At 72.7% G+C, this 22,446-nt stretch carries 20 protein-coding genes and 1 pseudogene; 9 read left to right on the top strand and 12 right to left on the bottom strand.

Translation table 11 applies throughout. The annotated features are described in order from the left end of the window. The first annotated feature begins 64 nt into the window (after nucleotides 1-64). The gene (locus ACFU7Y_RS09705; protein ID WP_380767214.1) at nucleotides 65-1,261 is read left to right on the top strand and encodes an XdhC family protein; all 1,197 of its coding nucleotides are present in this window, start codon (nucleotides 65-67) and stop codon (nucleotides 1,259-1,261) included. A 165-nt stretch (nucleotides 1,262-1,426) separates the two neighbouring features. Here the strand turns inward: ACFU7Y_RS09705 and ACFU7Y_RS09700 are convergent, their stop codons facing one another. From ACFU7Y_RS09700 to ACFU7Y_RS09675, 6 genes and pseudogenes are all read right to left on the bottom strand, one after another. Continuing rightward, a complete protein-coding gene (locus tag ACFU7Y_RS09700; RefSeq protein WP_224277661.1) occupies nucleotides 1,427-2,047 on the bottom strand; it encodes a LysE family translocator in 621 nt (206 codons plus the stop codon). Nucleotides 2,048-2,116: 69 nt separating this feature from the next. Then, nucleotides 2,117-3,877 (bottom strand): SDR family oxidoreductase, encoded by a 1,761-nt coding sequence (locus tag ACFU7Y_RS09695; protein WP_380767212.1) that lies wholly within the window; start codon nucleotides 3,875-3,877, stop codon nucleotides 2,117-2,119. A 158-nt stretch (nucleotides 3,878-4,035) separates the two neighbouring features. Continuing rightward, nucleotides 4,036-4,869 (bottom strand): annotated as a pseudogene (locus tag ACFU7Y_RS09690) (M24 family metallopeptidase); the annotation flags it as partial. A 13-nt stretch (nucleotides 4,870-4,882) separates the two neighbouring features. Beyond that, nucleotides 4,883-5,971, bottom strand: coding sequence for a PDR/VanB family oxidoreductase (locus tag ACFU7Y_RS09685; protein ID WP_380767210.1), 1,089 nt, complete (start codon nucleotides 5,969-5,971; stop codon nucleotides 4,883-4,885). Nucleotides 5,972-6,143: 172 nt separating this feature from the next. Further along, complete coding sequence (locus ACFU7Y_RS09680) at nucleotides 6,144-7,061, bottom strand: metal-dependent hydrolase (RefSeq protein WP_224277670.1); 918 nt, start codon at nucleotides 7,059-7,061, stop codon at nucleotides 6,144-6,146. A gap of 206 nt (nucleotides 7,062-7,267) precedes the next feature. Then, nucleotides 7,268-8,047 (bottom strand): IclR family transcriptional regulator, encoded by a 780-nt coding sequence (locus ACFU7Y_RS09675; RefSeq protein WP_374119936.1) that lies wholly within the window; start codon nucleotides 8,045-8,047, stop codon nucleotides 7,268-7,270. A 125-nt stretch (nucleotides 8,048-8,172) separates the two neighbouring features. Here ACFU7Y_RS09675 and ACFU7Y_RS09670 point away from each other — a divergent pair, with 125 nt between their 5' ends. After that, on the top strand, nucleotides 8,173-8,316 hold the full coding sequence (locus ACFU7Y_RS09670; protein WP_380767208.1) for a hypothetical protein: 144 nt from the start codon (nucleotides 8,173-8,175) through the stop codon (nucleotides 8,314-8,316). 66 nt (nucleotides 8,317-8,382) lie between these two features. On the opposite strand, the gene ACFU7Y_RS09665 is transcribed toward ACFU7Y_RS09670, so the two are convergent. The 6 genes from ACFU7Y_RS09665 to ACFU7Y_RS09640 form a co-directional block, all read right to left on the bottom strand. Continuing rightward, nucleotides 8,383-9,843, bottom strand: coding sequence for a catalase (locus ACFU7Y_RS09665; RefSeq protein ID WP_380767206.1), 1,461 nt, complete (start codon nucleotides 9,841-9,843; stop codon nucleotides 8,383-8,385). A gap of 113 nt (nucleotides 9,844-9,956) precedes the next feature. Further along, complete coding sequence (gene alc / locus ACFU7Y_RS09660) at nucleotides 9,957-11,153, bottom strand: allantoicase (protein ID WP_380767205.1); 1,197 nt, start codon at nucleotides 11,151-11,153, stop codon at nucleotides 9,957-9,959. 10 nt (nucleotides 11,154-11,163) lie between these two features. Then, nucleotides 11,164-12,552 carry an allantoinase AllB gene (gene allB, locus ACFU7Y_RS09655; RefSeq protein ID WP_380767203.1) on the bottom strand — a complete coding sequence of 463 codons (1,389 nt, stop codon included), beginning with the start codon at nucleotides 12,550-12,552 and terminating at the stop codon, nucleotides 11,164-11,166. Between the two features lie 190 nt (nucleotides 12,553-12,742). Next, nucleotides 12,743-13,885 carry a glycerate kinase gene (locus tag ACFU7Y_RS09650; RefSeq protein WP_380767202.1) on the bottom strand — a complete coding sequence of 381 codons (1,143 nt, stop codon included), beginning with the start codon at nucleotides 13,883-13,885 and terminating at the stop codon, nucleotides 12,743-12,745. A gap of 458 nt (nucleotides 13,886-14,343) precedes the next feature. Beyond that, nucleotides 14,344-15,231: a 2-hydroxy-3-oxopropionate reductase gene (locus ACFU7Y_RS09645; protein ID WP_380767200.1), complete on the bottom strand. Its 888-nt coding sequence runs from the start codon at nucleotides 15,229-15,231 to the stop codon at nucleotides 14,344-14,346. An 85-nt stretch (nucleotides 15,232-15,316) separates the two neighbouring features. Continuing rightward, nucleotides 15,317-16,162: a TIM barrel protein gene (locus ACFU7Y_RS09640; protein ID WP_380767199.1), complete on the bottom strand. Its 846-nt coding sequence runs from the start codon at nucleotides 16,160-16,162 to the stop codon at nucleotides 15,317-15,319. Nucleotides 16,163-16,376: 214 nt separating this feature from the next. On the opposite strand from ACFU7Y_RS09640, the gene ACFU7Y_RS09635 reads away from it, so the two are divergent. The 7 genes from ACFU7Y_RS09635 to ACFU7Y_RS09605 all read left to right on the top strand — a co-directional run bounded on the left by ACFU7Y_RS09635 (nucleotide 16,377) and on the right by ACFU7Y_RS09605 (nucleotide 22,366). Further along, nucleotides 16,377-16,622 (top strand): thiamine-binding protein, encoded by a 246-nt coding sequence (locus ACFU7Y_RS09635; protein WP_224275198.1) that lies wholly within the window; start codon nucleotides 16,377-16,379, stop codon nucleotides 16,620-16,622. Beyond that, nucleotides 16,619-16,999: a helix-turn-helix domain-containing protein gene (locus ACFU7Y_RS09630; RefSeq protein WP_224275187.1), complete on the top strand. Its 381-nt coding sequence runs from the start codon at nucleotides 16,619-16,621 to the stop codon at nucleotides 16,997-16,999. The genes ACFU7Y_RS09635 and ACFU7Y_RS09630 overlap by 4 nt, the downstream gene beginning before the upstream one ends. 246 nt (nucleotides 17,000-17,245) lie before the next feature. After that, nucleotides 17,246-17,749: a 2-oxo-4-hydroxy-4-carboxy-5-ureidoimidazoline decarboxylase gene (gene uraD, locus ACFU7Y_RS09625; protein ID WP_224275185.1), complete on the top strand. Its 504-nt coding sequence runs from the start codon at nucleotides 17,246-17,248 to the stop codon at nucleotides 17,747-17,749. 95 nt (nucleotides 17,750-17,844) lie between these two features. Next, complete coding sequence (uraH, locus tag ACFU7Y_RS09620) at nucleotides 17,845-18,180, top strand: hydroxyisourate hydrolase (protein ID WP_224275184.1); 336 nt, start codon at nucleotides 17,845-17,847, stop codon at nucleotides 18,178-18,180. A gap of 32 nt (nucleotides 18,181-18,212) precedes the next feature. Further along, nucleotides 18,213-19,133: a factor-independent urate hydroxylase gene (gene pucL, locus ACFU7Y_RS09615; protein ID WP_380767195.1), complete on the top strand. Its 921-nt coding sequence runs from the start codon at nucleotides 18,213-18,215 to the stop codon at nucleotides 19,131-19,133. Between the two features lie 316 nt (nucleotides 19,134-19,449). After that, the gene (locus ACFU7Y_RS09610; RefSeq protein WP_380767193.1) at nucleotides 19,450-20,913 is read left to right on the top strand and encodes a nucleobase:cation symporter-2 family protein; all 1,464 of its coding nucleotides are present in this window, start codon (nucleotides 19,450-19,452) and stop codon (nucleotides 20,911-20,913) included. A gap of 67 nt (nucleotides 20,914-20,980) precedes the next feature. After that, nucleotides 20,981-22,366 carry an 8-oxoguanine deaminase gene (locus ACFU7Y_RS09605; protein WP_380767191.1) on the top strand — a complete coding sequence of 462 codons (1,386 nt, stop codon included), beginning with the start codon at nucleotides 20,981-20,983 and terminating at the stop codon, nucleotides 22,364-22,366. The last annotated feature ends 80 nt before the right edge of the window (nucleotides 22,367-22,446 follow it).

Here is a 22,446-nt window from a genome sequence, read left to right as displayed (position 1 = left end):
ACGGGATCGTTTCCCGTACGGCGGCGCCTCCCGCTACTGTCGAAACCGTGTAAGGAGCCTCCCCATGCAGGACATCGCCGAGCAGCTGCGGGCCTGGCACGCGTCCGGGCGCTCCTTCGCCGTGGCCACCGTGGTCGGCGTCTCCGGCAGCGCTCCGCGCGACCCCGGGGCGGCGCTGGCCGTGGACGCGGACGGCGAGGCGGTCGGCAGCATCTCCGGCGGATGCGTCGAGGGCGCGGTGTACGAGCTGTGCCAGGCCGCGATCGCGAGCGGCCGGCCGGTGCTGGAACGCTTCGGGTACAGCGACGAGGACGCCTTCGCGGTGGGTCTGACCTGCGGCGGCGTCCTGGACGTGTTCGTCCAGCCGGTGGTGCCGGGGGCCGACGCCGGGCTGGACGCCGGGATCGCGCACATCGCGGCCGGCACGCCGGTGGCGCTGGTGCGGGTGATCGCCGGGCCGGGCCGGACGGTCGGGGCAACGCTGGCCGTCACCGCCGACGGCGTCGCCGGCGCGCTCTCGCCGACGCCCTCGACGGTCGGCGGGCTGGAGCGGGCGATCGTCGCGCAGGCCCGGGCGATGCTGGAGGCCGGACGCACCGGCCGGCTCGTGCTCGGCCTGGACGGACGCCTCTGCGACGAGCACCGGCAGGGCACCGTCACCTGCTTCGTCGAATCGTACGTGCCCGCGCCGCGGATGCTGGTGTTCGGGGCGATCGACTTCGCGGCCGCGGTGGTGCGGATCGGAAAGTTCCTGGGCTACCACGTGACCGTCTGCGACGCCCGGCCGGTCTTCGCCACCGCCCGCCGCTTCCCCGAGGCCGACGAGGTGGCGGTCGACTGGCCGCACCGCTACCTGGACTCCCAGCTCGGCCGGATCGACGGGCGGACCGTGCTCTGCGTGCTCACGCACGACGCCAAGTTCGACATCCCGCTGCTGGAACGCGCCCTGCGGCTGCCGGTCGGCTACGTCGGCGCGATGGGCTCGCGCCGCACCCACCGGGACCGCGCGGCCCGGCTGCGCGAGGCGGGGCTCACCAAGGCCGAACTGGCCCGGCTGCGCTCCCCGATCGGGCTGGACCTCGGCTCGCGGACCCCGGAGGAGACGGCGGTCTCGGTCGCCGCCGAGATCATCGCCCACCGACGCGGCGGCAGCTGCCTGCCGCTGAGTGCCTCGGACGGGCCGATCCACCACGACGTGTCGCGAACGGCGACGGAGGGTGACACGGCGGGCGGCCCGACGCCCCGTACCCACGCGGCCTGAGCCGCAGACGGCTCCGGCGCCGCTCACGTTGCGTGGCCACCGGCGCGACGGGCGGCCGGAGGTGCGGACCCGCCCCGAGCCCGGGGAAGGAGCAGGGATCACGCGTGCCCTGCCAGAGGTCGCCACCGGGGCCCGGGCGACGGCCTCGGTCAGTCGGTCAGTCGGTCAGTCGGTCAGCGCCAGCTTCACGCCGAAGCCCACCACGACCGCGCCGGTCACCCGGTCCATCAGCCGCCGGGCGGCCGGCCGGCGCAGCCAGCCGCGCAGCACCTGGGCGAAGCCCACCAGGACGGTCGACCAGAGCAGGCCCTCCACGACGTGTACGCAGGTCAGCGCCACACCGGCGACGAAGTGCGGGGCGCCGGCCGGGATGAACTGCGGCAGCACGGCCACGTAGAAGACCCCGACCTTGGGGTTCAGCAGGTTGGTCAGCGTGCCCCGCCGCCAGCCGTGCGCGAACCCGCCGTCCTCCGGCTCCTCCTCGGCCGCCGCCTCGCCGCCCCGCTTGCGCAGCATCCCGATGCCCATCCACACCAGGTACGCGGCGCCCGCCCAGCGCAGGATCTCATACGCCACCTGCGAGGCGGTCAGCAGCGCCGTCACCCCGGCCGAGGTCAGCGTCCCCCAGAGCAGTGTCCCGGTCTGGATCCCCAGCACGACCCCCCACGCCTGCCGTCGGCGCCCCAGGGCCGAGGTCCGCAGGATCAGCGCGGTGTCGAGCCCGGGCGTGAGCGTGAGCAGCCCCACGACAAGGGCAAAGGACCACAGGGCCGTCGTCATCTCCATGGGCCTCGATGCTCTCACAGCCCCGGGCGGCGCTGCGGGCCACCCGGGGCGTATCTGCCGGCGACCGGGTCAGGTGACGTTGAGGCGGGCGGCGAGGCGGAGGAGGCCGGGGCTGAGCCGGGAGAGCAGTCGGGCGGCCTTGGCCTCGGGGGTGACGGGGACCACGGGCCTGCCGGTGCGGACCGCGGTGAGGATGGCGGTGGCGACCTTCTCCGGCGGGAAGCCGCGGCGGGCGTAGAGCTTCGCGGCGCGGGCCTGCTTGGCGGCCTGTTCGGTGGAGGTGGTGGCGGAGAAGGTGGAGGTGCGGGTGATGTTGGTGTTGACGATGCCGGGGCAGATGGTGGAGACGCCGATGCCGTGGCCGACCAACTCGGCGCGCAGGCAGTCGGAGAGCATGAACACCGCGGCCTTGCTGGTGGCGTAGGCAGTGAGCGCCTTGGAGGGCAGGTAGGCCGCGGCGGAGGAGACGTTGACGATGTGGCCGCCCTGGCCGCGGTCGGCCATCAGGGTGCCGAAGGCGCGGCAGCCGTGGATCACGCCCCAGAGGTTGACGTCCAGGACCCGCTGCCACTCCTTCTCGGTGGTCTGCAGGAACGTCCCGGAGTGGCCGATGCCCGCGTTGTTGACCATCACGTCGGGCACCCCGTACTCGGCGGCGACGGTCTGTGCGAAGGCGTCCATCGCGGCGCCGTCGGAGACGTCCACCCGGTGGGCGTGTGCCTTCGGACCGATCAGCGAGGCCAGCTCGGCGGTGCGCTCGGCAGCCGCGAGGTCGAGGTCGCAGACCACCACCCGGGCACCGTCCTCGGCGAAGGCGAGCGCGGTGGCCCGGCCGATGCCGCTGCCGCCGCCGGTGACCACGACCAGCCGGCCGTCGCCCTCGGCCGGTCGGGACCGCCCCTCGTCGATGCGGGCGGTGAACTCGCGGACCAGTCCGGCCACGGTGGCTCCCTTCTCCAGCAGCGCCGACCAGTGGCCGGCGTGCAGCGTCCTGCGGGTCAGGTCGCTCACCCAGCGCTCCAGTCCCTCGGAGAGGTAGGTGCCGACGTACCGGTCCCGGGTGAGGGTGATCAGCTGGACCGGCACCTCGGTCCGCCGTTCACGCGGACGGCCCAGGGTGGGGCGGAAGTTGGCCCGGTACAGCTCGATGCCGCGGACCGCGTCGCGGCGCAGGGTGGGCTGCGGGTGGTCGGCGCGCGGGGTGACGTGCTCCAGGTCGCGCAGCACCCGCGGCCAGGCCCGGGCCAGGCCGAGGCGCCAGATGCCGGGGGCGAGGTAGGGCAGGTGGAAGGCGGTGATGTACCAGGAGTGCAGGCCCTGGTGCAGCAGCTGTCCCAGGTGGCGCGGGGTGGGGCGGCGCAGCCGGTGGCGCAGCCAGTGGCCCATGTGGTCCAGGCTGGGGCCGGACAGGGTGGTGTACGAGGCGATCCGGCGCTCGGCGCCGGGTGCGGTGACGGCCTCCCAGGACTGGATCGAGCCCCAGTCGTGGGCGAGCAGGTGCACCGGGCGGTCCGGGCTGACGGCGTCGGCGACGGCGAACAGGTCCTCGGCGAGCTGCTCCAGGCGGTAGCCGGACCGGTCGGCGGGGGCGGCCGACTCGCCGGCGCCGCGCACGTCGTAGCGGACCACGTGGTGGTCGCGGGCGAGGTCGGCGGCGATGTCGTCCCAGACGGCGTGGGAGTCGGGGTAGCCGTGCACAAGGAGGACGGTGGGGGCGCCCGGGTCGCCCTGCTCGAAGACGGCGAGCGGGAGGCCGCCGGAGTGGACGGTGCGGCGGCGGACCGGGGGCGCCGCCGGGCGCTTCGTCCGGCTGGTCGTCGGGTGCGTCATCGGGTGGCCTCCAGGGTGGTCGGCTCGGCAGCGGTCGGCTCGGTGGCGGCCCGCTCGGTGGTCGGCTCGACGGCAGTCTGCCCGGTGGCGGTCTGCTCGGCGGTGGTCGGCTCGACGGTGGTCGGCTCGACGGTGGTCGGCTCGACGGCAGTCTGCCCGGCGGTGGCGGTCCAACGGCGGACGTGCGGCAGGTCGTCGTCGAGCCAGTAGGCGTCGTCCTCGGTGACCACCAGCAGCTCCTCGAACTTGATGCCCACGCCGCGGAAGCCGATGTGCGGCTCGACCGCCCACAGGCCCGGGGTGGGCGTGTGCCGGGAGGAGCGACCGTCCGCCCAGAGCGGCGAACGGCCGTGCAGGCGTTCGGAGATGAGCTCGCGGCCGAGGGTCTGGAGGGTGCGCACGCCGAAGCCGAAGACGTTCACCCCGGCCGGGCCGCGCGCGGTGTTGCGGGTGACCTGATGGCCGATCACCCGGCCCGGGTAGACCTGGTGGCGGTTGTCGTAGCCGTGCGCGGCGAGCTGGGCGTCCACCGCGGCGTACACCTCGGCGAGCGGCTTGCGGGCCCGCACCTCGACGAGGATCAGCTCGCGGTAGACCTTCAGGTCGGCGGCCAGGCGGTCCCAGACCCGGTTCTCGCCGACCTTGCCGCCGTAGCCGATGTCGGCGGTGTAGCCGTCCACCACGGGCGCGCAGTCCAGTACGTACGGCATGCCCTCCTCCAGCCGTCGGTTGCCGGCGAAGAACTGCAGCGGGGTGTGGAAGTGCCGGAACGCCGTCCGGTCGCCGAACCAGGCGAAGGGGACGTGGAAGAAGTCCTGGACCCCGGCGGCGACCAGGCGGCGGCGCAGCTCGGCGGTGGCCTGCCGCTCGGTGACGCCGGGTTCGATCCAGGCGGCGACCTCTTCGGCGCAGTCGTAGGCGAGCTGCTGGGTCTCGCGGAAGCGGGCGAGGTCGCGCTCGGTGTAGCGGAAGGCGGGGGTCGCTTTCGCCATGGCAGGACTCCTTCTAGAGGTCGAGCACGAGGGTCTCGCCCTCGGCGGCCCGGGAGACACAGGGCAGCAGGGCGCCGGCGGCACGCTGCTCGGGGGTGAGGCGGCGGTCCCGGTGGTCGGGCGAGCCGGCCAGCACGCGGACCTCGCAGGTGCCGCAGAAGCCCTGGTGGCAGGAGTACGGGAGGTCCGGTCGGGTCTCGCGCAGCACGTCCAGGGCGGAACGGTCGGCGGGGACGTCGAGGGTGGGGCCTTCGGTGCCGAGGCGGACGGTGAACGGCTCACCGCCGGTGACCGGGGCGGCGCCGAAGCGCTCGAAGTGCAGGGAGGCGGCCGGGGAACCGTCCAGGGCACGCTGCACGGCGGCGAGCATCGGGGCCGGGCCGCAGCAGTAGACGGCGGCGCCACGCGGGGCGAGGGCGAGCAGCTCCGGGCCGGTGGGGACGCCGCCGTGCTCGTCGTCGGTGCGCAGCACCACCCGGTGCGGGTCGAGGGCGCGCAGCTCGTCCGTGTACGGGAGGGTGTCGGCGCTGCGGCCGACGTGCACCAGGCGCCAGTCCAGGCCGTGCCGCTGCGCCTCGCGGGCCATCGGGAGCAGCGGGGTGATGCCGATGCCGCCTGCCAGCAGGAGGACGGCGGGCTCGGCGCAGAAGGCGAAGCCGTTGCGCGGGCGGCGGGCAGTGAGCCGGGTGCCGGGGTACAGCACGTCGTGGACCTCGACGGACCCGCCGCCGCCCTCGGGCAGCCGCCGGACGGCGATGGAGTAGGCGGTGCGGTCGGCCGGGTCGCCGCTGAGGGAGTAGTGGCGCTCGCGGCCGGAGGGCAGGGCGAGGCGCAGGTGGGCGCCGGGCTGCCAGCCGGGCAGCGGGCCGCCGGAGGGGTCGACGAGTATCAACTCGATGACGTCGGCGGTCAGTTGGCGGCGCTCGGCGACGACCAGCCGGAGCGGCTGAGTGGGGCGGCTGAGCGGCTGGCGGGGGTTGCGGCGCAGCAGCGGGCCGCCGAGGGCCGGGGAGTACCGGTCGCCGAAGGCGGTGAGCCATCGGATGAAGCCGTCGGCGCGGGGGCGGCCGTAGAGGTCGGGGGGTGGGGTGAGCAGGTCCATCCGGCGGGATCCTTGGGCGTCGGGAGAGGGCGGGCGGCGGGTGGCGGGGAGCGGGTGACAGGTTTCAGACGTCAGACTTCGGAGTCCGGCGAACAGAGTTCAGCGAACAGATAACGTTTTCTGTTCGCTGAACTCTGAACTCCAAACTCTGAACTCTGAACCCCGTCACCCGTCAGCCGCGCCCGGCGGCCGCACGGGCGGCCGGGGAGGTGGCGAGGTAGCCCAGCGCCTGGCTGGACGAGCCCTCCTGGGTCGGGTGGTAGCCCGGCCGCAGGTAGCGCAGCCCGGAGCGGATCGACTTGACCGGGTCCGGCAGCAGTCCGCGCCTGGCGATCCGGCCCGCCTCCCGCCAGGTGGGCTTGAGCCGCCCCTTCAGGGTGGGGTCGGCGGCGAGCAGGAAGCGGGCGCCGCGCACCCAGAGGTGGACCAGCAGCGGCCCGGAGAACACCATCCCGCGCACCCGGCGCAGGTAGCCCGGGTCCAGGTGCACCATCAGGTCGTAGGCGACACTGCGGTGCTCGACCTCCTCCGCGCCGTGCCAGCGCAGCAGGTCCAGCATGGTCGGGTCGGCCTTGGCCCGGTCCAGGCCCGGGGAGTTGAGCGCCCAGTTGCCGAGGAAGGCGGTGAAGTGCTCGATCGCCGCGATGAAGGCGACCCGCTCGATGAGGTTCTCCCGTCGCCGGGCCGGCGTCAGCCCCGGCTTGTCGCCGAGGACGCGCCGGAACAGCCAGGAGATCTGCCGGACGTACGGCCGCGGGTCGAGCCCCTGGCCGAGCAGGTGGTCCAGGACCTCCTGGTGCGCCTCGGCGTGAATGGCCTCCTGCCCGATGAACCCGAGGACCTCCTCGCGCAGTTGCTCGTCCCGGATGAGCGGCAGCGCCTCCTTGAACACCTTGACGAACCACCGCTCCCCCTCCGGCAGCAGCAGGTGCAGCACGTTGATGACGTGGGTGGCCATCGGCTCGTCAGGGATCCAGTGCAGCGGCAGCTGGGCCCATTCGAAGTGGACGTCCCGGGGCTCCAGGACGAGGCCGTCGTGCACGCGCGCCGCGGGGGCGGCGAGGGCGGGGACGGGGGCGGAACGGGGCATGGCAGGCCCTCCTGACCTGGGGGCGGCGGCTCGGCTCAGGGAAACGTACTCGCGGGTAGCCCCCGGGACAAGGGCCTCGGCGAGTCTTATCGACATCGAGTCTAATAAGTGCCGCACACCGGCGGCCACCGCGGGAAACGCGCGAAGCCCCGCCGACTTCCCGGCAGGGCTTCCTCGAACTCATGTGCGCGGTCGTCGGCCGGCCGTCAGACCGCCATCGCCAGCATCAGCGGCGCCGCCCGGGCCGCGAGCAGCTCCGCGGCGGCCTTCAGTTTGTGGATGTTGTCCACCGGCATCGAGGTGGCCAGGCAGCCGACCGTGCTGCCCGCCGTGATCGGCACGGCCGCGCACACCGTGCCCAGCGCGTACTCCTGGATGTCCAGCACCGGCACCGTGGCCGGCTGTCGCTCCAGCCGGTGCATCAGCTGGTCGGCGTCGGTGACGGTGTGGGAGGTGAGCCGGGCGACCGGGTGCCGGGAGAGGTGGTCGCGCCGGCCGTCCGCGTCCAGCTGGCTGAGCAGGCACTTGCCGATCGCGCTGGCGTGCGCGGTGGCCCGGAAGTCCACCCATTCCTGCACGGCCGGCGCGCAGTCGGCGGCCGAGACCGCCTCCACCGTCAACTCACCGTCGTGGTACCGGCTGAAGTACACCGCGGCACCCAACTCGTCCCGGAGTTCGGCGAGCTTGCGGTCGAGTCGGGCCTTCACCAGCTGCTCCCGGTTGTGCTGGCCGAGCAGGGCGAAGGTGCCGCCCAGCAGCCAACCCCCGTCCTGACACTGGAGGTAGCCCTCGACCTCCAGGATCTCGGCGAGCCGACGCACGGTCGGAAGCCCGAGCGAGGTCTCCCTGGCGAGGGACACCAGGGTGGCGCCGTCGGGGTGGCGGTCGACCGCCTCCAGCAGTCTGAGGGCGTGCTGGAGGGAGGTGAGCGGGCCCATCAGACCCTGGTCCAGCGCGGCGTGACGACCCGGGGCTGGTGTCGACATGTCGTCCCCTTCCGATGTCCCCCCACGGAGCGACCGCGGGCACCCACCAGCGTATCGACCCAGCGGCTCCGACGGCTGCCGTCCGTACATATCCGTGGACGTTCCGTGCAGAAGCCGCCGGGCCGTTGACGGACTGCGAGTCCCTCGACGGCAGGACCCCGCCGTTCTGGACCGCCATGGTCCGGGGGGCGAACCAGCCGGTCGCCGCGCGCGGGTACGTCCGGTTCCCGGACGGCCGGGCCCGGACGATCACCGCCGGAACCGGCTGACGTCGGCGACACCACGACGGGCCCCGTCCCACTGCCCCGGTGGAAGGGCCCGTCGTGCGGGAGGTGTCAGCTCTCGTCGCCCGCCCGCAGCTTGGCGACGGCGGCGGCCAGCCGGGCGCCGTACTCCTCGTCCGCAGCGTGGAAGTGGGCGAGGTTCTTCTCCACCACGTCGTCACGCGAGACCTGCGCCAGGAAGCCCGCGATGTTGTCGATCAGGCGGGTCCTCTCACCTGCGGACATCAGCCGGTACAGCTCGCCGGCCTGGAAGAAGTCGTCGTCCTTGGTGTGCGCCGGGGTGGTGTAGGTGCCGGTGTGGCCCGCCACCGCGACCGGCGTGGCCAGTACGTCGCCGGTCTGGGCAGGGCCGTCGTACGAGTTGGGCTCGTAGTTCTTGCCGCGACCGGCGCTGTTGGCGGCCATGTAGCCGTCCCGGCCGTAGTTGGCGGCCTCGGTGGCGCGCGGGGCGTTCACCGGCAGCTGGGTGTGGTTGACGCCGAGGCGGTAGCGCTGGGCGTCCGCGTAGGCGAACAGGCGGCCCTGGAGCATCTTGTCCGGGGACGGGCCGATGCCGGGCACGAAGTTGTTCGGCGAGAACGCGGCCTGCTCGACCTCGGCGAAGACGTTCTCCGGGTTCCTGTTGAGTACCAGGCGGCCGACCTTGACCAGCGGGTAGTCGGTGTGCGGCCACACCTTGGTGAGGTCGAAGGGGTTGAAGCGGTAGTCCGCGGCCTCGGCGACCGGCATCAGCTGGACGTAGAGGGTCCAGGACGGGAACACCCCGCGCTCGATGGCCTGGTGGAGGTCGCGCTGGTGCGAGTCGGCGTCTCCGCCGACCGTCTCGGCGGCCTGGGCGCCGTCCAGGCAGCGGATGCCCTGGTTGGTCTTGAAGTGGTACTTCACCCAGTACGCGTCGCCGTCGGCGTTGACCCACTGGTAGGTGTGCGAGCCGTAGCCGTTCATGTGGCGGTACGAGGCGGGGATGCCGCGGTCGCCGAACAGCCAGGTGATCTGGTGGGTCGAGGCCGGCGAGTGGGCCCAGAAGTCCCAGACGTTGTCCGCCTCCTGCACGCCGGTGTACGGGTCGCGCTTCTGCGAGTGGATGAAGTCGGGAAACTTGATCGGGTCCTTGATGAAGAACACCGGGGTGTTGTTGCCGACGAGGTCGTAGTTGCCCTCCTCGGTGTAGAACTTCACCGCGAACCCGCGCGGGTCGCGCACCGCGTCGCTCGCGCCCAGGTTGCCGGCCACGGTGGAGAAGCGCAGGAAGACCTCGGTGCGCTTGCCGACCTCGGAGAGGAAGCCCGCCCGGGTGTACCGCGCGACCTCGTCGGTGACCTCGAAGTAGCCGTACGCACCGGAGCCGCGGGCGTGCACCACGCGCTCCGGGATGCGCTCGCGGTTGAACCGGGCCAGCTTCTCCAGCAGCTGCTGGTCCTGGATCAGCAGCGGGCCGTACTCGCCGGCCGATGCCGAGTTCTGGTTGTCGGCGACCGGGGCGCCGGACTCCGTGGTCAGGATCTTGGACATGGAGGGTCCTTCAGGTGTCGATAACGGCGGTGCGTAAAGAGTGATGTGACGTGACGTCAAATTCGGCACCGAGGAGCGCCGAGGAGCGCCGAGGAGATGGCGGTGGCGGCCGGTCAGTTGCCGAACAGGCTCCGGACGACGGTCTCGGCCGCGGCCGGCCCGGCCGCCGGGCGGGCGGCGGTCAGCGCGGCGGCCTCGTCGGCGCCGAGCCCGGCCCCCGTCAGGGCCGCGACGGCCTCGGCGGCCGGGAGGGCGTTGAACCAGCGCAGCGCCAGCGCGGCGCGGCCGGCCCCGGTGAGGCGGCCGGTGAGCCGGAGGCGGGCCAGCCCGCCGTCCGGGTGGACGTTGATGCGCACGTGGGTCACCGCGCGGCCGGTGTCGAGCCGGAAACGGTGCCGGGTGTCGGGCTGGAGTCGCGTGCGAGCCAGGAGTTCGAACCACTCGCCCTCGGCCGGGTCGGCCCCGGTCGAGGCGTCGAAGCCGATCAGATCGGCCCAGCCGGGGGCATTGGCGACGAAGCAGGAGGTGTCCACCTCGACGGCCAGGACCTCACCGCCCCCGGCCAGGGCGATCTGCACCCAGTCGTTGGCCTTGTCGCGCCGACGCCGGGTCTCCCAACCGTCGCCCATGACGGAGGCGCGGCCGGGAGCGTTCAGGTTGTGCGGGGAGGAGAAGTAGCGGTCGGACGCCGCCTCGGCCACGCCGCCGTACTCCTGGGCGGCCAGGTCGAAGGTGAGGCCGTCCAGTTCGCGCGGGTCGGGCAGCACCTCGCCGTGCACCCGCAGCCGGGCGACGCCGCCGTCCGGGAAGATGTTCAGCCGCACGTGGGTGTAGCGGGTGCCGTCCGTGACGGCGAACTCGTGGGCGGTGTCGCCCCTCAGCCCGGTGCGCGGCACGATCGTGGTCCACTCGGCGTCCTGGAGTTCCTCGGGCGAGGGGTGGCCGGGGACGGACGCGGCCTCGACCGAGGCGGACTCCGGGTAGTTGCCGGTGAAGTGGGCGGTGTCCACGATCACACCGCGGACCACCCCGGCGGCACCGAGCCGGACGATCGTCCAGTCGTGGTCCTCGTCGGTGGGGTGCGGCTGGTCGGCGGAGACACCGCGGCGGCGCTTGGACTCCCAGCCGTCCATGATCTGGCCCTTGTGGCCGAACGTGTGCGGGCGGAACTCGGCCGGCTTGGCGACCAGCAGGTTCTCGGCGTCCGCGAAGGTGTCCTCGTTCGTGGCGACGACGCCCGCGCCGAGCAGCCGGGAGGCCAGGTTGACCAGCTCGGTGAAGGGAGCACTCGGGTTGTCGGCAGTGGTCACTGACTCTCCTCTAGGCGCGTTCGGACGGGGTGGTGGCGGGGTGGGAACGGGGCCGGACGAGCTGCCGGCCGAAGGGGCGGGCCGCGGGGTCCACCTCGCGACCGCGCAACCAGGTGGTGCGCACCGCACCGGTGAGGGTCCGGCCCGCGTAGGGCGTCACCGGGTTGCGGTGGTGCAGTCCGCTCGCCCGGACGGCGAACTCGCCGTCCGGGTCGAAGGCGACCAGGTCCGCGTCGTGGCCGGCGGCGATGGCGCCCTTGGTGCCGGTGAGGCCGGCCAGTTCGGCCGGTCCGGCGGACATCCAGCGCACCACATCGACGAGGGTGTGGCCGCGCCGGCGGGCCTCGGTCCAGACGGCCGGCAGGCCGAGCTGGAGCGAGGCGATGCCGCCCCAGGCGGCTGCGAAGTCGCCGCTGCCGCCGTACTCGGGCAGCAGTTTGAGGTCGGGGGTGGACGGCGAGTGGTCGGAGACGACGGCGATGAACTCGCCGTTCGCCAGGGCCTCCCAGAGCGCGTCCCGGTTGGACTCGTCGCGGATCGGCGGGCAGCACTTGAAGGCGGTGTCGCCGTCCGGCACCTGCTCGGCCGCGAGGGTCAGGTAGTGCGGACAGGTCTCGGCGGTCACCCGTACGCCGTCCTCGCGGGCCTGCCGCAGCAGCGGCAGCACGGCGGCGGAGGAGACGTGCAGGATGTGCACCCGGGCACCGGTGCGCCGGGCCGTGTCGAGCAGGTGGGCGACGGCCGCGGTCTCCGCGTCGGCGGGCCGGGAGGCCAGGAAGTCCCGGTAGTGGACGCCGGGCTGCTGCGGGGCGGCGGCCAGCACGGCCGGGTCCTCGGCGTGGATGATCGCCAGCGCCCCGATCCGGGCCTGCTCGGCCAGCGCGGCCGCCAGGTCGGCGGCCTCGACGTGCGGGAACTCGTCCACCCCGGAGGGCGCGAGGAAGCTCTTGAAGCCGAACACGCCTTCCTCGTGCAACGGTTCGAGGTCCGCGACGTTGCCGGGGACGGCGCCGCCCCAGAAACCGAGGTCGACCCAGGTCTGCCCCTCGGCGGCCTTCCGCTTGAGCGCCAGCCCCGCCACCGTGGTGGTGGGCGGGATCGAGTTGAGCGGCATGTCGATGATCGCGGTGACGCCGCCGGCCGCGGCGGCCCGGGTGGCGGTGGCGAACCCCTCCCACTCGGTGCGGCCGGGCTCGTTGACGTGCACGTGGGTGTCGACCAGCCCGGGCAGCAGGGCGGTGTCACCGAGGTCGACGAGATCGCCCTCACCAGCCGTGAGCGAGCCGTGCGGGGCCGTCCGGGTGATCTTCCCGTCCTGGATCAGCACGTCCGCGGGGCGCTCGCCGTCGGGCAGGACCACCCGCCGGGAGCGGATCACCGTCGGTTGGCTGAAAGGCATGGGAGACCTCCGGAACCTGGGAGTCGTGGTGGTTCGAGGGCGCTTCGGGGGTGTTTCGAGGGCATCGCTTCGGGGGGCGGCACCTCGGGGGGCGTCGCTTCGGAGGCGGTGGAACGCGGGAGGTGGCGAGGGATTGCCGGGAGCCTAGGCCCGCCTTCAACAAAACGTCAATGGATGAACGCACGAGGGTTCAGCGCGGCAACAGCCGGGCGGCCAGCTGCTCCCCCGCGAGTTCGGCCAGCTCGGCGGCCCTGGTCATGCTCTCCCCCGGCTGTTCGGCCAGGTCGGTCAGCGCGATGGCGGCGGTGAAGCCGGCGGCGCGCCACTCGGGCTCGGAGAGCTCCAGCCGACCCGCCACGGCGGCCACTCGAACCCCCGCCCGGGCGGCCGCCGCGGCGACTCCGACAGGGGCCTTGCCGTGGAGCGTCTGCGCGTCCAGGCAGCCCTCGCCGGTCACGACGAGGCGTGCCCCACGCACGGCCCCGTCGAAGCCCAGCAGGTCGAGCAGCAGCTCGATGCCGGGTCGCATGGTGGAGCCGAGCAGGGCGAGGGCGGCGAAGCCCACCCCGCCCGCGGCGCCGGCGCCGGGCGCCTCCCGGACGTCCCGCCCGGTGGCCCCGGCGACCAGGTCGGCGAACGTGGTCAGCCCCTCCTCCAGGACCACCAGGCCCTCGGCGTCGGCGCCCTTCTGCGGGCCGTAGACGGCGGTGGCGCCGCGCGGCCCGAGCAGCGGGTTGTCCACGTCGCAGGCCACCACGACCTCGACGCCGCCCAGGGCGTCGACCAGCGGGCCGAGGTCGATCTCCGCGAGCCTGCGCAACGCAGCGCCGCCGGGCGGGAGTTCGACCCCGTCGGCGTCGCGCAGCCGCACCCCGAGCGCCTGCACCATGCCGGCCCCGCCGTCCGTACAGGCGCTGCCGCCGAGGCCCAGCACGATCCGCTTGACGCCGAGCGAGACAGCCTTGGCGATCAGCTGGCCGACCCCGTAGGACCCGGCCGCGAGCGGGGCGGTGCGGCCGCCGGGCAGCCGGGCGAGACCGGAGGCCTGCGCCAGCTCGACCACGGCGGTGTCGTCCCGGACGGCCAGCGCGGCGTCCACCGGCAGTCCGGTCGGACCGGTCACCTTGGCCGGGACCCGGCTGAAGCCGGCCGCGAGCGCGGCGGCCAGGGTGCCCTCGCCGCCGTCGGCGACGGGCAGCTCGCGCACCTCGGTTCCGGGCGCGGCGCGCCGGATGCCTGCGGCGATCCGGGCCGCCACCTCGGCGCCGTCCAGGCTGCCCTTGAACTTGTCGGGGGCGACGACCACATGGCCCTGGCGGGGAGTGGGGGGCATGGCGCGGTCCTCGCTTCCGTACGGGTCTGGCGGTGGTGGTACGACGTGCGTCCAGCATGGGGCGGGGCGGCCCGGGGGTGCCAGCTCCTCGGCCGCAGTGGCCGGGGCGGAACGCTCCCAGGAGATGCGCCCCGTTCGGTGCGTTCCGAAGGGGGCCGGCACCGTCCCGGGCGGCCCGGGGGTGCGACCCCCTCCCCGCCGTTCCACTCGTCCCGCTTCCGACGTACGAGAGGCTCCCCTCGGCAGGGAGGAGGCCGGGCGACGCGTACCAGGCACGACCGAAGTGCCCCCAGGGGGACGTACGCGTCACCGGCTTGGATCGACCGACGGGCGGGCGGATGAGCCCCGGCCCGCACGCCGGTCGGGTCCGGCCTCCTGACGGCGCGGGCACGACCGGATGGGTACACGCCGCCAGGAGGAACTCGGGCGGGGCTCCGCGCGGGAACCCCCGGGGGGTGTTACTCGACCTCGCGCCCGGAGAGCCGCTCGACGCCACGCAGGAGCGCCGAGTGGTCGAGCGAGCCGTCGCCGTTGGCCCGGGCGGAGGCGACCAACTGGGCCACCACGGCGCCGACCGGCAGCGCGGCGCCCACGGCGCGGGCGGCGTCGGTGACGATGCCCATGTCCTTGTGGTGCAGGTCGATCCGGAAGCCGGGGGCGAACTCGCGGTTCAGCATGTTCGCCTTCTTGCGGTTGAGCACGGTCGAGCCGGCCAGGCCGCCGCCGAGCACGTCCAGCGCAGCCGCGAGGTCCACGCCGGCGTTCTCCAGGAACACCACGGCCTCGGCGAGCACCTGGATGTTGACCGCGACGATCAGCTGGTTGGCGGCCTTGACGGTCTGGCCGGCGCCGGACGGGCCGACATGGACGACCGTGGTGCCCAGCACGTCGAACAGCGGCTTGGCCTCGGCGAAGTCCTCGGCGGCGCCGCCGACCATGATCGACAGGACGGCCTCCACGGCGCCGGCCTCGCCGCCCGAGACCGGGGCGTCCAGGGTGCGGATGCCCTTCTCCCCGGCGGCGGCCTCGACCTTGATCGAGGTCCGCGGGGTGATCGAGGACATGTCGATCACCAGGGTGCCGGGCTTGGCGTTCTCCAGCACGCCGCCCTCGCCCAGGACGACCTGTTCGACCTGCGGGTCGGCCGGGACCATCGTGATGACGACCTCGGCGTCCTTCACCGCGTCCGCGATGCTGGTGGCGCCGTGGCCGCCGGCCGCGACCAGGGCGTCGATCGGCGGCCGGGTGAGGTTGAAGCCGGTGACGTGGTGCCCGGCCTTGACGAGGTTGGCGGCCATCGGGCTGCCCATGATGCCGAGGCCGATGAAGGCGATCTTGCGGCTCATCGCGTCGAGTTCCTTACGTGTGCGGGTGGGAGGTCGGGTGGGTCCGCGGCGCGCTGCTCGGCGACTCCGCTCCTTGGCGGCTCCGCTATCCGGCTGCGCGCAGTTCGCGCGGCAGCCACCCGAAGCTGTCGGCGCTGACGCCGGTGGAGGGGCGGTACTCCAGGCCGATCGAGCCGGTGTAGCCCGCGGCCGTGAGCCGGGCGAACAGGTCCTCGAAGTCCAGCTCTCCGGTGCCGGGCTCGTTGCGGCCCGGGTTGTCGGCGATCTGCACGTGGCCGATGCGGTCGGCGTGGGTGTCGATGACGGCCGCCAGGTCCTCGCCGTTCCTGGCCAGGTGGTACAGGTCGCAGAGGAATCTGGCGTTCCCCAGGCCGGTGGCGGCGTTGACCCTGTCGACCACCTCGACCGCGGCGGCGGCCGAGACCAGCGGATAGTCCGGCGACTCGGCCCCGTTCAGGGCCTCGATCAGCAGGACGGCTCCGATTCCGTGCGCGGCCCGCGCGGCGAGCACCAGGTGCTCCAGCGCGAGCGCGTCCTGCTCGGCCGGGTCGACGCCCTCGACCCGGTTGCCGTACAGCGCGTTGAGCGCGGTGGCGCCGAGCGAGGCGGCGAGTTCCGCGGCGACCGGGACGTTGGCGCGGAAGCGGTCCCGCTCGGACGGCACCGAGACGGTACCGCGAGCGCCCTTGCTCAGGTCGTCCAGGAGGTTGAGGCCGGTGAGCCGCACGCCGGCGTCGGTGAACGCCTTGCGCAGCGCGTCCAGTTCGGCCTGCGAGGGGTCGTGCTCCTCCCCGAAGGGCCACCAGAGTTCGGCGGCGGTGAAGCCGGCCGCGGCGGCCGCGGCGGGGCGCTCCAGGAGCGGCAGTTCGCCGAACAGGATCGACAGGTTGACCGTGAAGCCGTGCTTGGCAGCCGCCGTCACGTCACTCACCTCTCATCTCTCTTCCTTCATCCGCAACTTCCACGATCCGGAAGAGGGATTCTGTGTGGTGGAAGCATCTCCGGCCTGCCGAGCGAGTGTCAAGAGAGTCGCAACATTTTGTTGAAGAAGCCCGAGCGTGCGCCGCCCCAGGGGGCCGGACTGTTCGATCACCCGGCCCCTGCCCGCCCGCACACCTGCTCGCTACAGTGACCTCGTGCGATTGATGGTGGAGTTCACGACAGAACCGTTCGAACTGGACACGTTCCCGGAGCACGCCGCGGCGGCCCGCAAGGCCGTCGACGAGGCCGGCCTGGCCGTGTCGGTCGGCCCCTTCGGCACCGGCGCCGAGGGTGAGGCCGAGCAGGTCCTCGCCGCGGTGACCAAGCTGCTCAAGGAGACCCTGGACGCCGGGGCGACCCGGATCTCGGTCCAGGTCAGCCTGCTGGGCGAGGAGGGCGGTACGCCGTGACCGAGAACGTGGAACACCCGCTCGCCGCGGCGGTGAAGCCGCTGCTGGCCGCGGTCGGCGCGACGCCCGTCCCGCTGGACGAGGCGAAGCCCGACGACGTGGTCCTGGAGTGGGAGGGCGTCCCGGCCCTGGCCGTCCGACTGCCGCACCTGGGCAGCGCACTGGACCGACTGCTCGCCGAGATGACCCGCCAGTTCGACGGCCGCCCGCTGGCCGAGCTCGACCGACTGGAGAAGCAGCGAGTCGTCGCCCTCCTGGAGGAGCGCGGCGCCTTCACCGTCCGCCACGGCGTGGAGACCGTCGCCTCGGCTCTGGGCGTCAGCCGCTTCACCGTGTACAACTACCTGAACCGCCAGGACGGCGCGAAGTCGTCCTGACGCCCCGGTTCGGCGCCCTCCGGAGCGCATGCGACCCCATCCCGGGGGCTTCCGAACGGGTGACCCCGCCGGCACGGCAGGACTGGATCGGCCTGCGGCGGGGCACACTTGGCGAATCGCACACGAAAGGGCCCGACACCGCGGCCCGGCTCAAAACGTAACCACCAACCGTTCAACAAAGTGTTGACGGCCGGGTGGGGTCGATCTAGCTTTTCCGGGTGGCACCACTCTTCAGGAGGTCCACTCGTGACCAACCATCCCCACACCCTTGACGCCCTGGCCGCGGCCGACGCCGCGGAGCTGGAAGAGATCCTGCTGGAGGTATGCTCCAGCCCCCGCTGGGCCGCCGCGATCGTGGAGGCCCGACCCTGGTCCGACCGTGAGGCCCTGCTCGCCGCCAATTCGGCGGCCATGGCGTCACTGACGACCGAGGATCTGCGCGACGCGATGGCCGGCCACGCCCGGATCGGCGAGCCCATGGCGGGCGACGCCACCTCCGAGCGCGAACAGGCCGGAATCCAGGGCGTGAACCAGGCGATCCTCGACGAACTGCACGAGGCCAACGCCGCCTACGAGGCCAAGTTCGGCCATGTGTTCCTGATCTGCGCGACCGGCCGCACCGCGGTCGGGATGCTCGCCGCCCTGCGCGATCGCCACCCCAACGACGCCGCCACCGAGGCGGAGATCGTCCGAGGGGAGCTGTGCAAGATCAACGACATCCGGCTCAACCGCCTGCTCGATGCGCCCTGACAATCCGCCAGTTTGTTTCGCACCGAATCGTTCCGGTTGCCCCATCAGGAAACTGACGCACCGTCACTTCTGCCATCAGTAAGGTCACTCCACCCATGACTGGCATCTCCACCCACGTGCTCGACACCAGCCTCGGCCACCCGGCCGAGGGCGTCCCGGTCGAGCTCGCACTGCAAACCGAGGGTGGCTGGCAGGTGCTCGGCACCTCCGCCACGGACTCCGACGGCCGGGCCAAGGACCTGCCGGCCGTGGAGGCGGGCTCGGTCGTCCGGCTGCTCTTCGACACCGGCGCGTACCACGCGCTCAAGTCCTCCGAGCCGCCGTTCTTCCCCGAGGTCTCGATCGTCTTCACGGTCGCGCCCGAACAGCACCACTACCACGTGCCGTTGCTGCTCAACCCGTTCGGATACTCGGTCTACCGCGGAAGCTAGTGGACCGACCTTGAAAGCTTAGGAGCCACGTCATGGCCCACGTGCTCGGCCAGAACCAGTACGGCAAGGCGGAGAACCGCATCGTCCGGATCCACCGCGACTCCACCCGGCACGAGATCAAGGACCTGAACGTCTCGGTCTCGCTCCGCGGCGAGTTCGAGGACGTCCACCTCACGGGATCCAACGCCAACTGCCTTCCCACCGACACCACCAAGAACACCGTCTACGCCTTCGCCAAGAAGTACGGCATCGAGTCGGCCGAGGCCTTCGGCATCCTCCTGGCGCGCCACTTCGTCGACGACACCGAGCGCGGCGTCGTGCACAGCGCCCGGATCCGGATCGAGGAGTACGCCTGGGAGCGGATCCGGACCCCGGACAGCTCGGCCCGCTTCATCGGCTCGGAGGAGGTCGGCCACTCCTTCGTCCGCAGCGGCCAGGAGACCCGCACCAGCGAGATCGTCTACGACGGCGAGTCCGTCCAGGTGATCTCCGGCCTGAAGGACCTGGTCGTCCTGAACTCCACCAACTCGGAGTTCTGGGGCTACATCAAGGACGGCTACACCACCCTCCAGGAAGCCTACGACCGCATCCTCGCCACCCAGGTCACCGCCCGCTGGAAGTTCGGCTACAGCGGCAGGGACGGCGAGGCCCAGCCCAACTGGAACCGCTCCTACACCCAGGTGAAGCAGCACATGCTGGAGGCCTTCGCCGAGACCTACTCCTACTCGCTGCAGCAGACCCTGCACGCGATGGGCACCCGGGTCCTCAACAACCGCGCCGAGGTGGACGAGGTCCGGCTCGAACTGCCCAACAAGCACCACTTCCTGGTCGACCTGGAGCCGTTCGGCCTCAAGAACGACAACGAGGTCTACTTCGCCGCGGACCGCATGTACGGCCTGATCGAGGGCACCGTGCACCGCGAGGGCGTCGTCCCGGTCATCCCGGTCGCCTGACCTCCCCGCCCCACCACCAGGTGGACACCGCCCGGAATCGCCGCACCCTCCGGTCCCCACGGGCCGGTCGAGTCCGGGCGGGCCGCTCCACCGACCCCACCACCGCACCACCGCGCGTTCCATCCGTACCAGCAGTTTCTCCACCCCCACCCCCACCCACCGGAGTTCGTGTCTGCCTCGCGGCGGCCGGCCCGGGGCACTGGAGAGGCCGGCCGAGGGATCCTTGCACCGCCGTCCCGCTCTCGGTCACACCAGCACCAGCCGCACTCCAGCGCCACGGGCGCGCCGGGAGCCACGGGCACAAGAGGGGCTCGACATGGCACCCAGCAACACCAGCAGTACAGACGGCGGTTCCACCCCGGAAAGAGCGCACGGCCCGGACGGCGTGTCGGCACACCTCCCCGGCGAGCCGCCCCGGCCCGGGACCCACCCCGTGGACGAGTTGCTGCCCCCGGTGAAGCTGTTCTCCACCGGACTCCAGCACGTCGCCGCGATGTACGCGGGGGTCGTCGCACCCCCGCTCATCGTCGGCGCCGGCGTCGGGCTCTCCGCCGCCGAACTCGCCCTGCTCATCTCGGCCAGCCTGTTCACCGCCGGACTGGCCACCCTCCTCCAGACGCTCGGCATCTGGAAGATCGGCGCGCGACTGCCGTTCGTGAACGGCGTCTCCTTCGCGGGGGTCGCGCCCATGATCGCCATAGCGAAGGAGCACGGACCGAAGGACGCCCTCCCGGTGATCTTCGGATCGGTGATCGTCGCGGGGCTCCTGTGCTTCCTCGCGGCACCGTACTTCTGCAAGCTCATCCGGTTCTTCCCCCCGGTCGTCCAGGGCACCGTGATCACCCTCATCGGGGTGTCCCTGCTTCCGGTGGCGGTCAACTGGGCGCGCGGCGGCTCGCCGGGCGCCCCCGGGTACGGCTCCATGCGGGCCATCGGCCTCGCCGCGATCACCCTCGTCGCGGTGGTGCTCTGCAACCGGCTGCTGCACGGTTTCTGGCAGCAGCTGTCGCTGCTCATCGGCTTGGCGCTCGGCACCCTGATCGCCTTCCCGCTGGGGCTCGCCGACTTCGGCGCGGTCAAGGACGCGAACGTCTTCTCGCTCCCCTCCCCGTTCCACTTCGGCGCGCCGATGTTCGACGCCGCCGCGATCGTCTCGATGTGCATCGTCATGATGGTCTCGATGACCGAGTCCACCGCCGACATGCTCGCCCTCGGCAAGATCGTCGATCGCGAGGCGGACGAGCCCACCCTCGCCGCCGGCCTGCGGGCCGACGGTCTGGCCACCGCGCTCAGTCCCGTCTTCAACGGCTTCGCCGCCAGCGCCTTCGCCCAGAACATCGGGCTGGTGGCGCTGACGAGGATCCGCAGCCGCTACGTGGTCGCGGCCGGCGGAGCCATCCTGGTCCTGCTGGGGCTGTTCCCCGTGCTGGGCTCGCTCGTCTCCCTGGTACCGCAGCCCGTCCTCGGCGGCGCCGGGATCGTGCTCTTCGGCACGGTCGCGGCCAGCGGCATCCGCACCCTCGCGGAGGCGGGGATGGAGTCCGGCTCGAACACCATCCTGGTGTCGGTCTCACTCGGTGTCGGCATCATCCCGATCGCCGTGCCGACGTTCTACGACTCCTTCCCGGAGGCCGTAAGGACCCTGATGCACTCGGGGATCTCGGCCGGCTCCGTGATGGCCGTCCTGCTCAACCTGCTCTTCCACCACGTCGGGACCGCCCACCATACCACGTCCGGCCAGGCCTCCGGCGCGACGGTGCCGACGGCGACACCGTCCTGACCGGCCGGGGAGGGCGTGCGCCCTTCGGTGCGCGCCCCTCCCAGCCCTCCCCCATAGGAGTCACCCCATGGCAGTCCAGCCCCCGCCCGCCGACCAGCGGATCGTGATCGAGAACGTCGCGATCGCCACCGTGGACGCGAACGACACCGAGTACGCCCGCGGCCACGTGGTCATCCTCGGCAACACCATCGAGGCGGTGGGCGACGGCCCCGCCCCCGCGTGGCTGGACAACGTGGTGCGCCGGATCAACGGCGAGGGACACCTGGCCACCCCCGGCCTGGTCAACACCCACCACCACTTCTACCAGTGGATCACCCGCGGCCTGGCCCAGGACGACATCCTGTTCGACTGGCTGGTCGCCCTCTACCCGACCTGGGCGCGGATCGACGAGAGGCTCGTGCACGCCGCCAGCCAGGGCTCCGCCGCCGCACTGCTCAAGTCCGGCTGCACCACCGCCGCGGACCACCACTACGTCTTCCCCGAGGACGGCGGCGACGTGCTCGGCGCCTCCATCGGGGCCGTCCGGGAGCTCGGCCTGCGCTTCACCGCGCTGCGCGGCTCGATGGACCGCTCCAAGAAGGACGGCGGGCTGCCGCCGGACCACGCGGTCGAGGCGCTGGACGACATCCTGACCGCCTCCGAGGCCGCCGTGGACCGGTACCACGACTCCTCCTTCGGCTCGATGCTGCACGTCGCCATCGCACCCTGCTCGCCCTTCTCGGTCTCCACCGACCTGCTCCGCCAGTCCGCCGAGCTCGCCCGCCGCAAGGGCGTCCGGCTGCACACCCACGGCTCGGAGACGGCCGAGGAGGAACAGTTCTGCAAGGAACTGTTCGGCATGGGGCCGACCGACTACTTCGAGTCGGTGGGCTGGCTCGGCGAGGACGTCTGGATGGCGCACTGCGTGCACATGAACGACTCCGACATCGCCAAGTTCGCCGAGACCGGCACCGGCGTCGCCCACTGCCCGTCCTCCAACGCCCGACTGGCCGCCGGCATCGCCCGGGTGCCCGACATGCTCCGGGCCGGCGTCCCGGTCGGCCTCGGCGTCGACGGCACCGCCTCCAACGAGTCCGGCGAGCTCGGCACCGAGCTGCGAAACGCCCTGCTGATCAACCGGCTGCACGGCTCCCCCACCGCGCTGACCGGGCGGCAGGCGCTGCGCCTGGGCACCATGGGCGGCGCCCGGGTGCTCGGTCGGCAGGACGAGATCGGCTCGATCGAGGCCGGCAAGCTCGCCGACCTGGCGCTGTGGAAGATCGACGGAATCATGCACTCGTCCATCGCCGACCCGGTCGCCGCGCTCACCTTCGGGGCGCTGCCGCCGCTGTCCGTGCTGTTCGTCAACGGCAACGCGGTGGTCGAGAAGGGGCAGCTGACCACCGTCGACGAGGACCGGATCGCGCGTGACTGCGCGCGGGCCGCCCGCGAGCTGGCGGCCCGTCCGGTCTGACGCCCACCCGCACTCCGGGGGCGCCCAGGGACGGTGCGCCCCCGGACTCCGTCCACCCCGGCGGGTGTACGGACCGTGGC

It is taken from the genome of Kitasatospora sp. NPDC057542, from assembly GCF_042801945.1.
Taxonomy (GTDB): domain Bacteria; phylum Actinomycetota; class Actinomycetes; order Streptomycetales; family Streptomycetaceae; genus Kitasatospora.
This window is presented reverse-complemented; position numbering and strand designations above follow the sequence as displayed.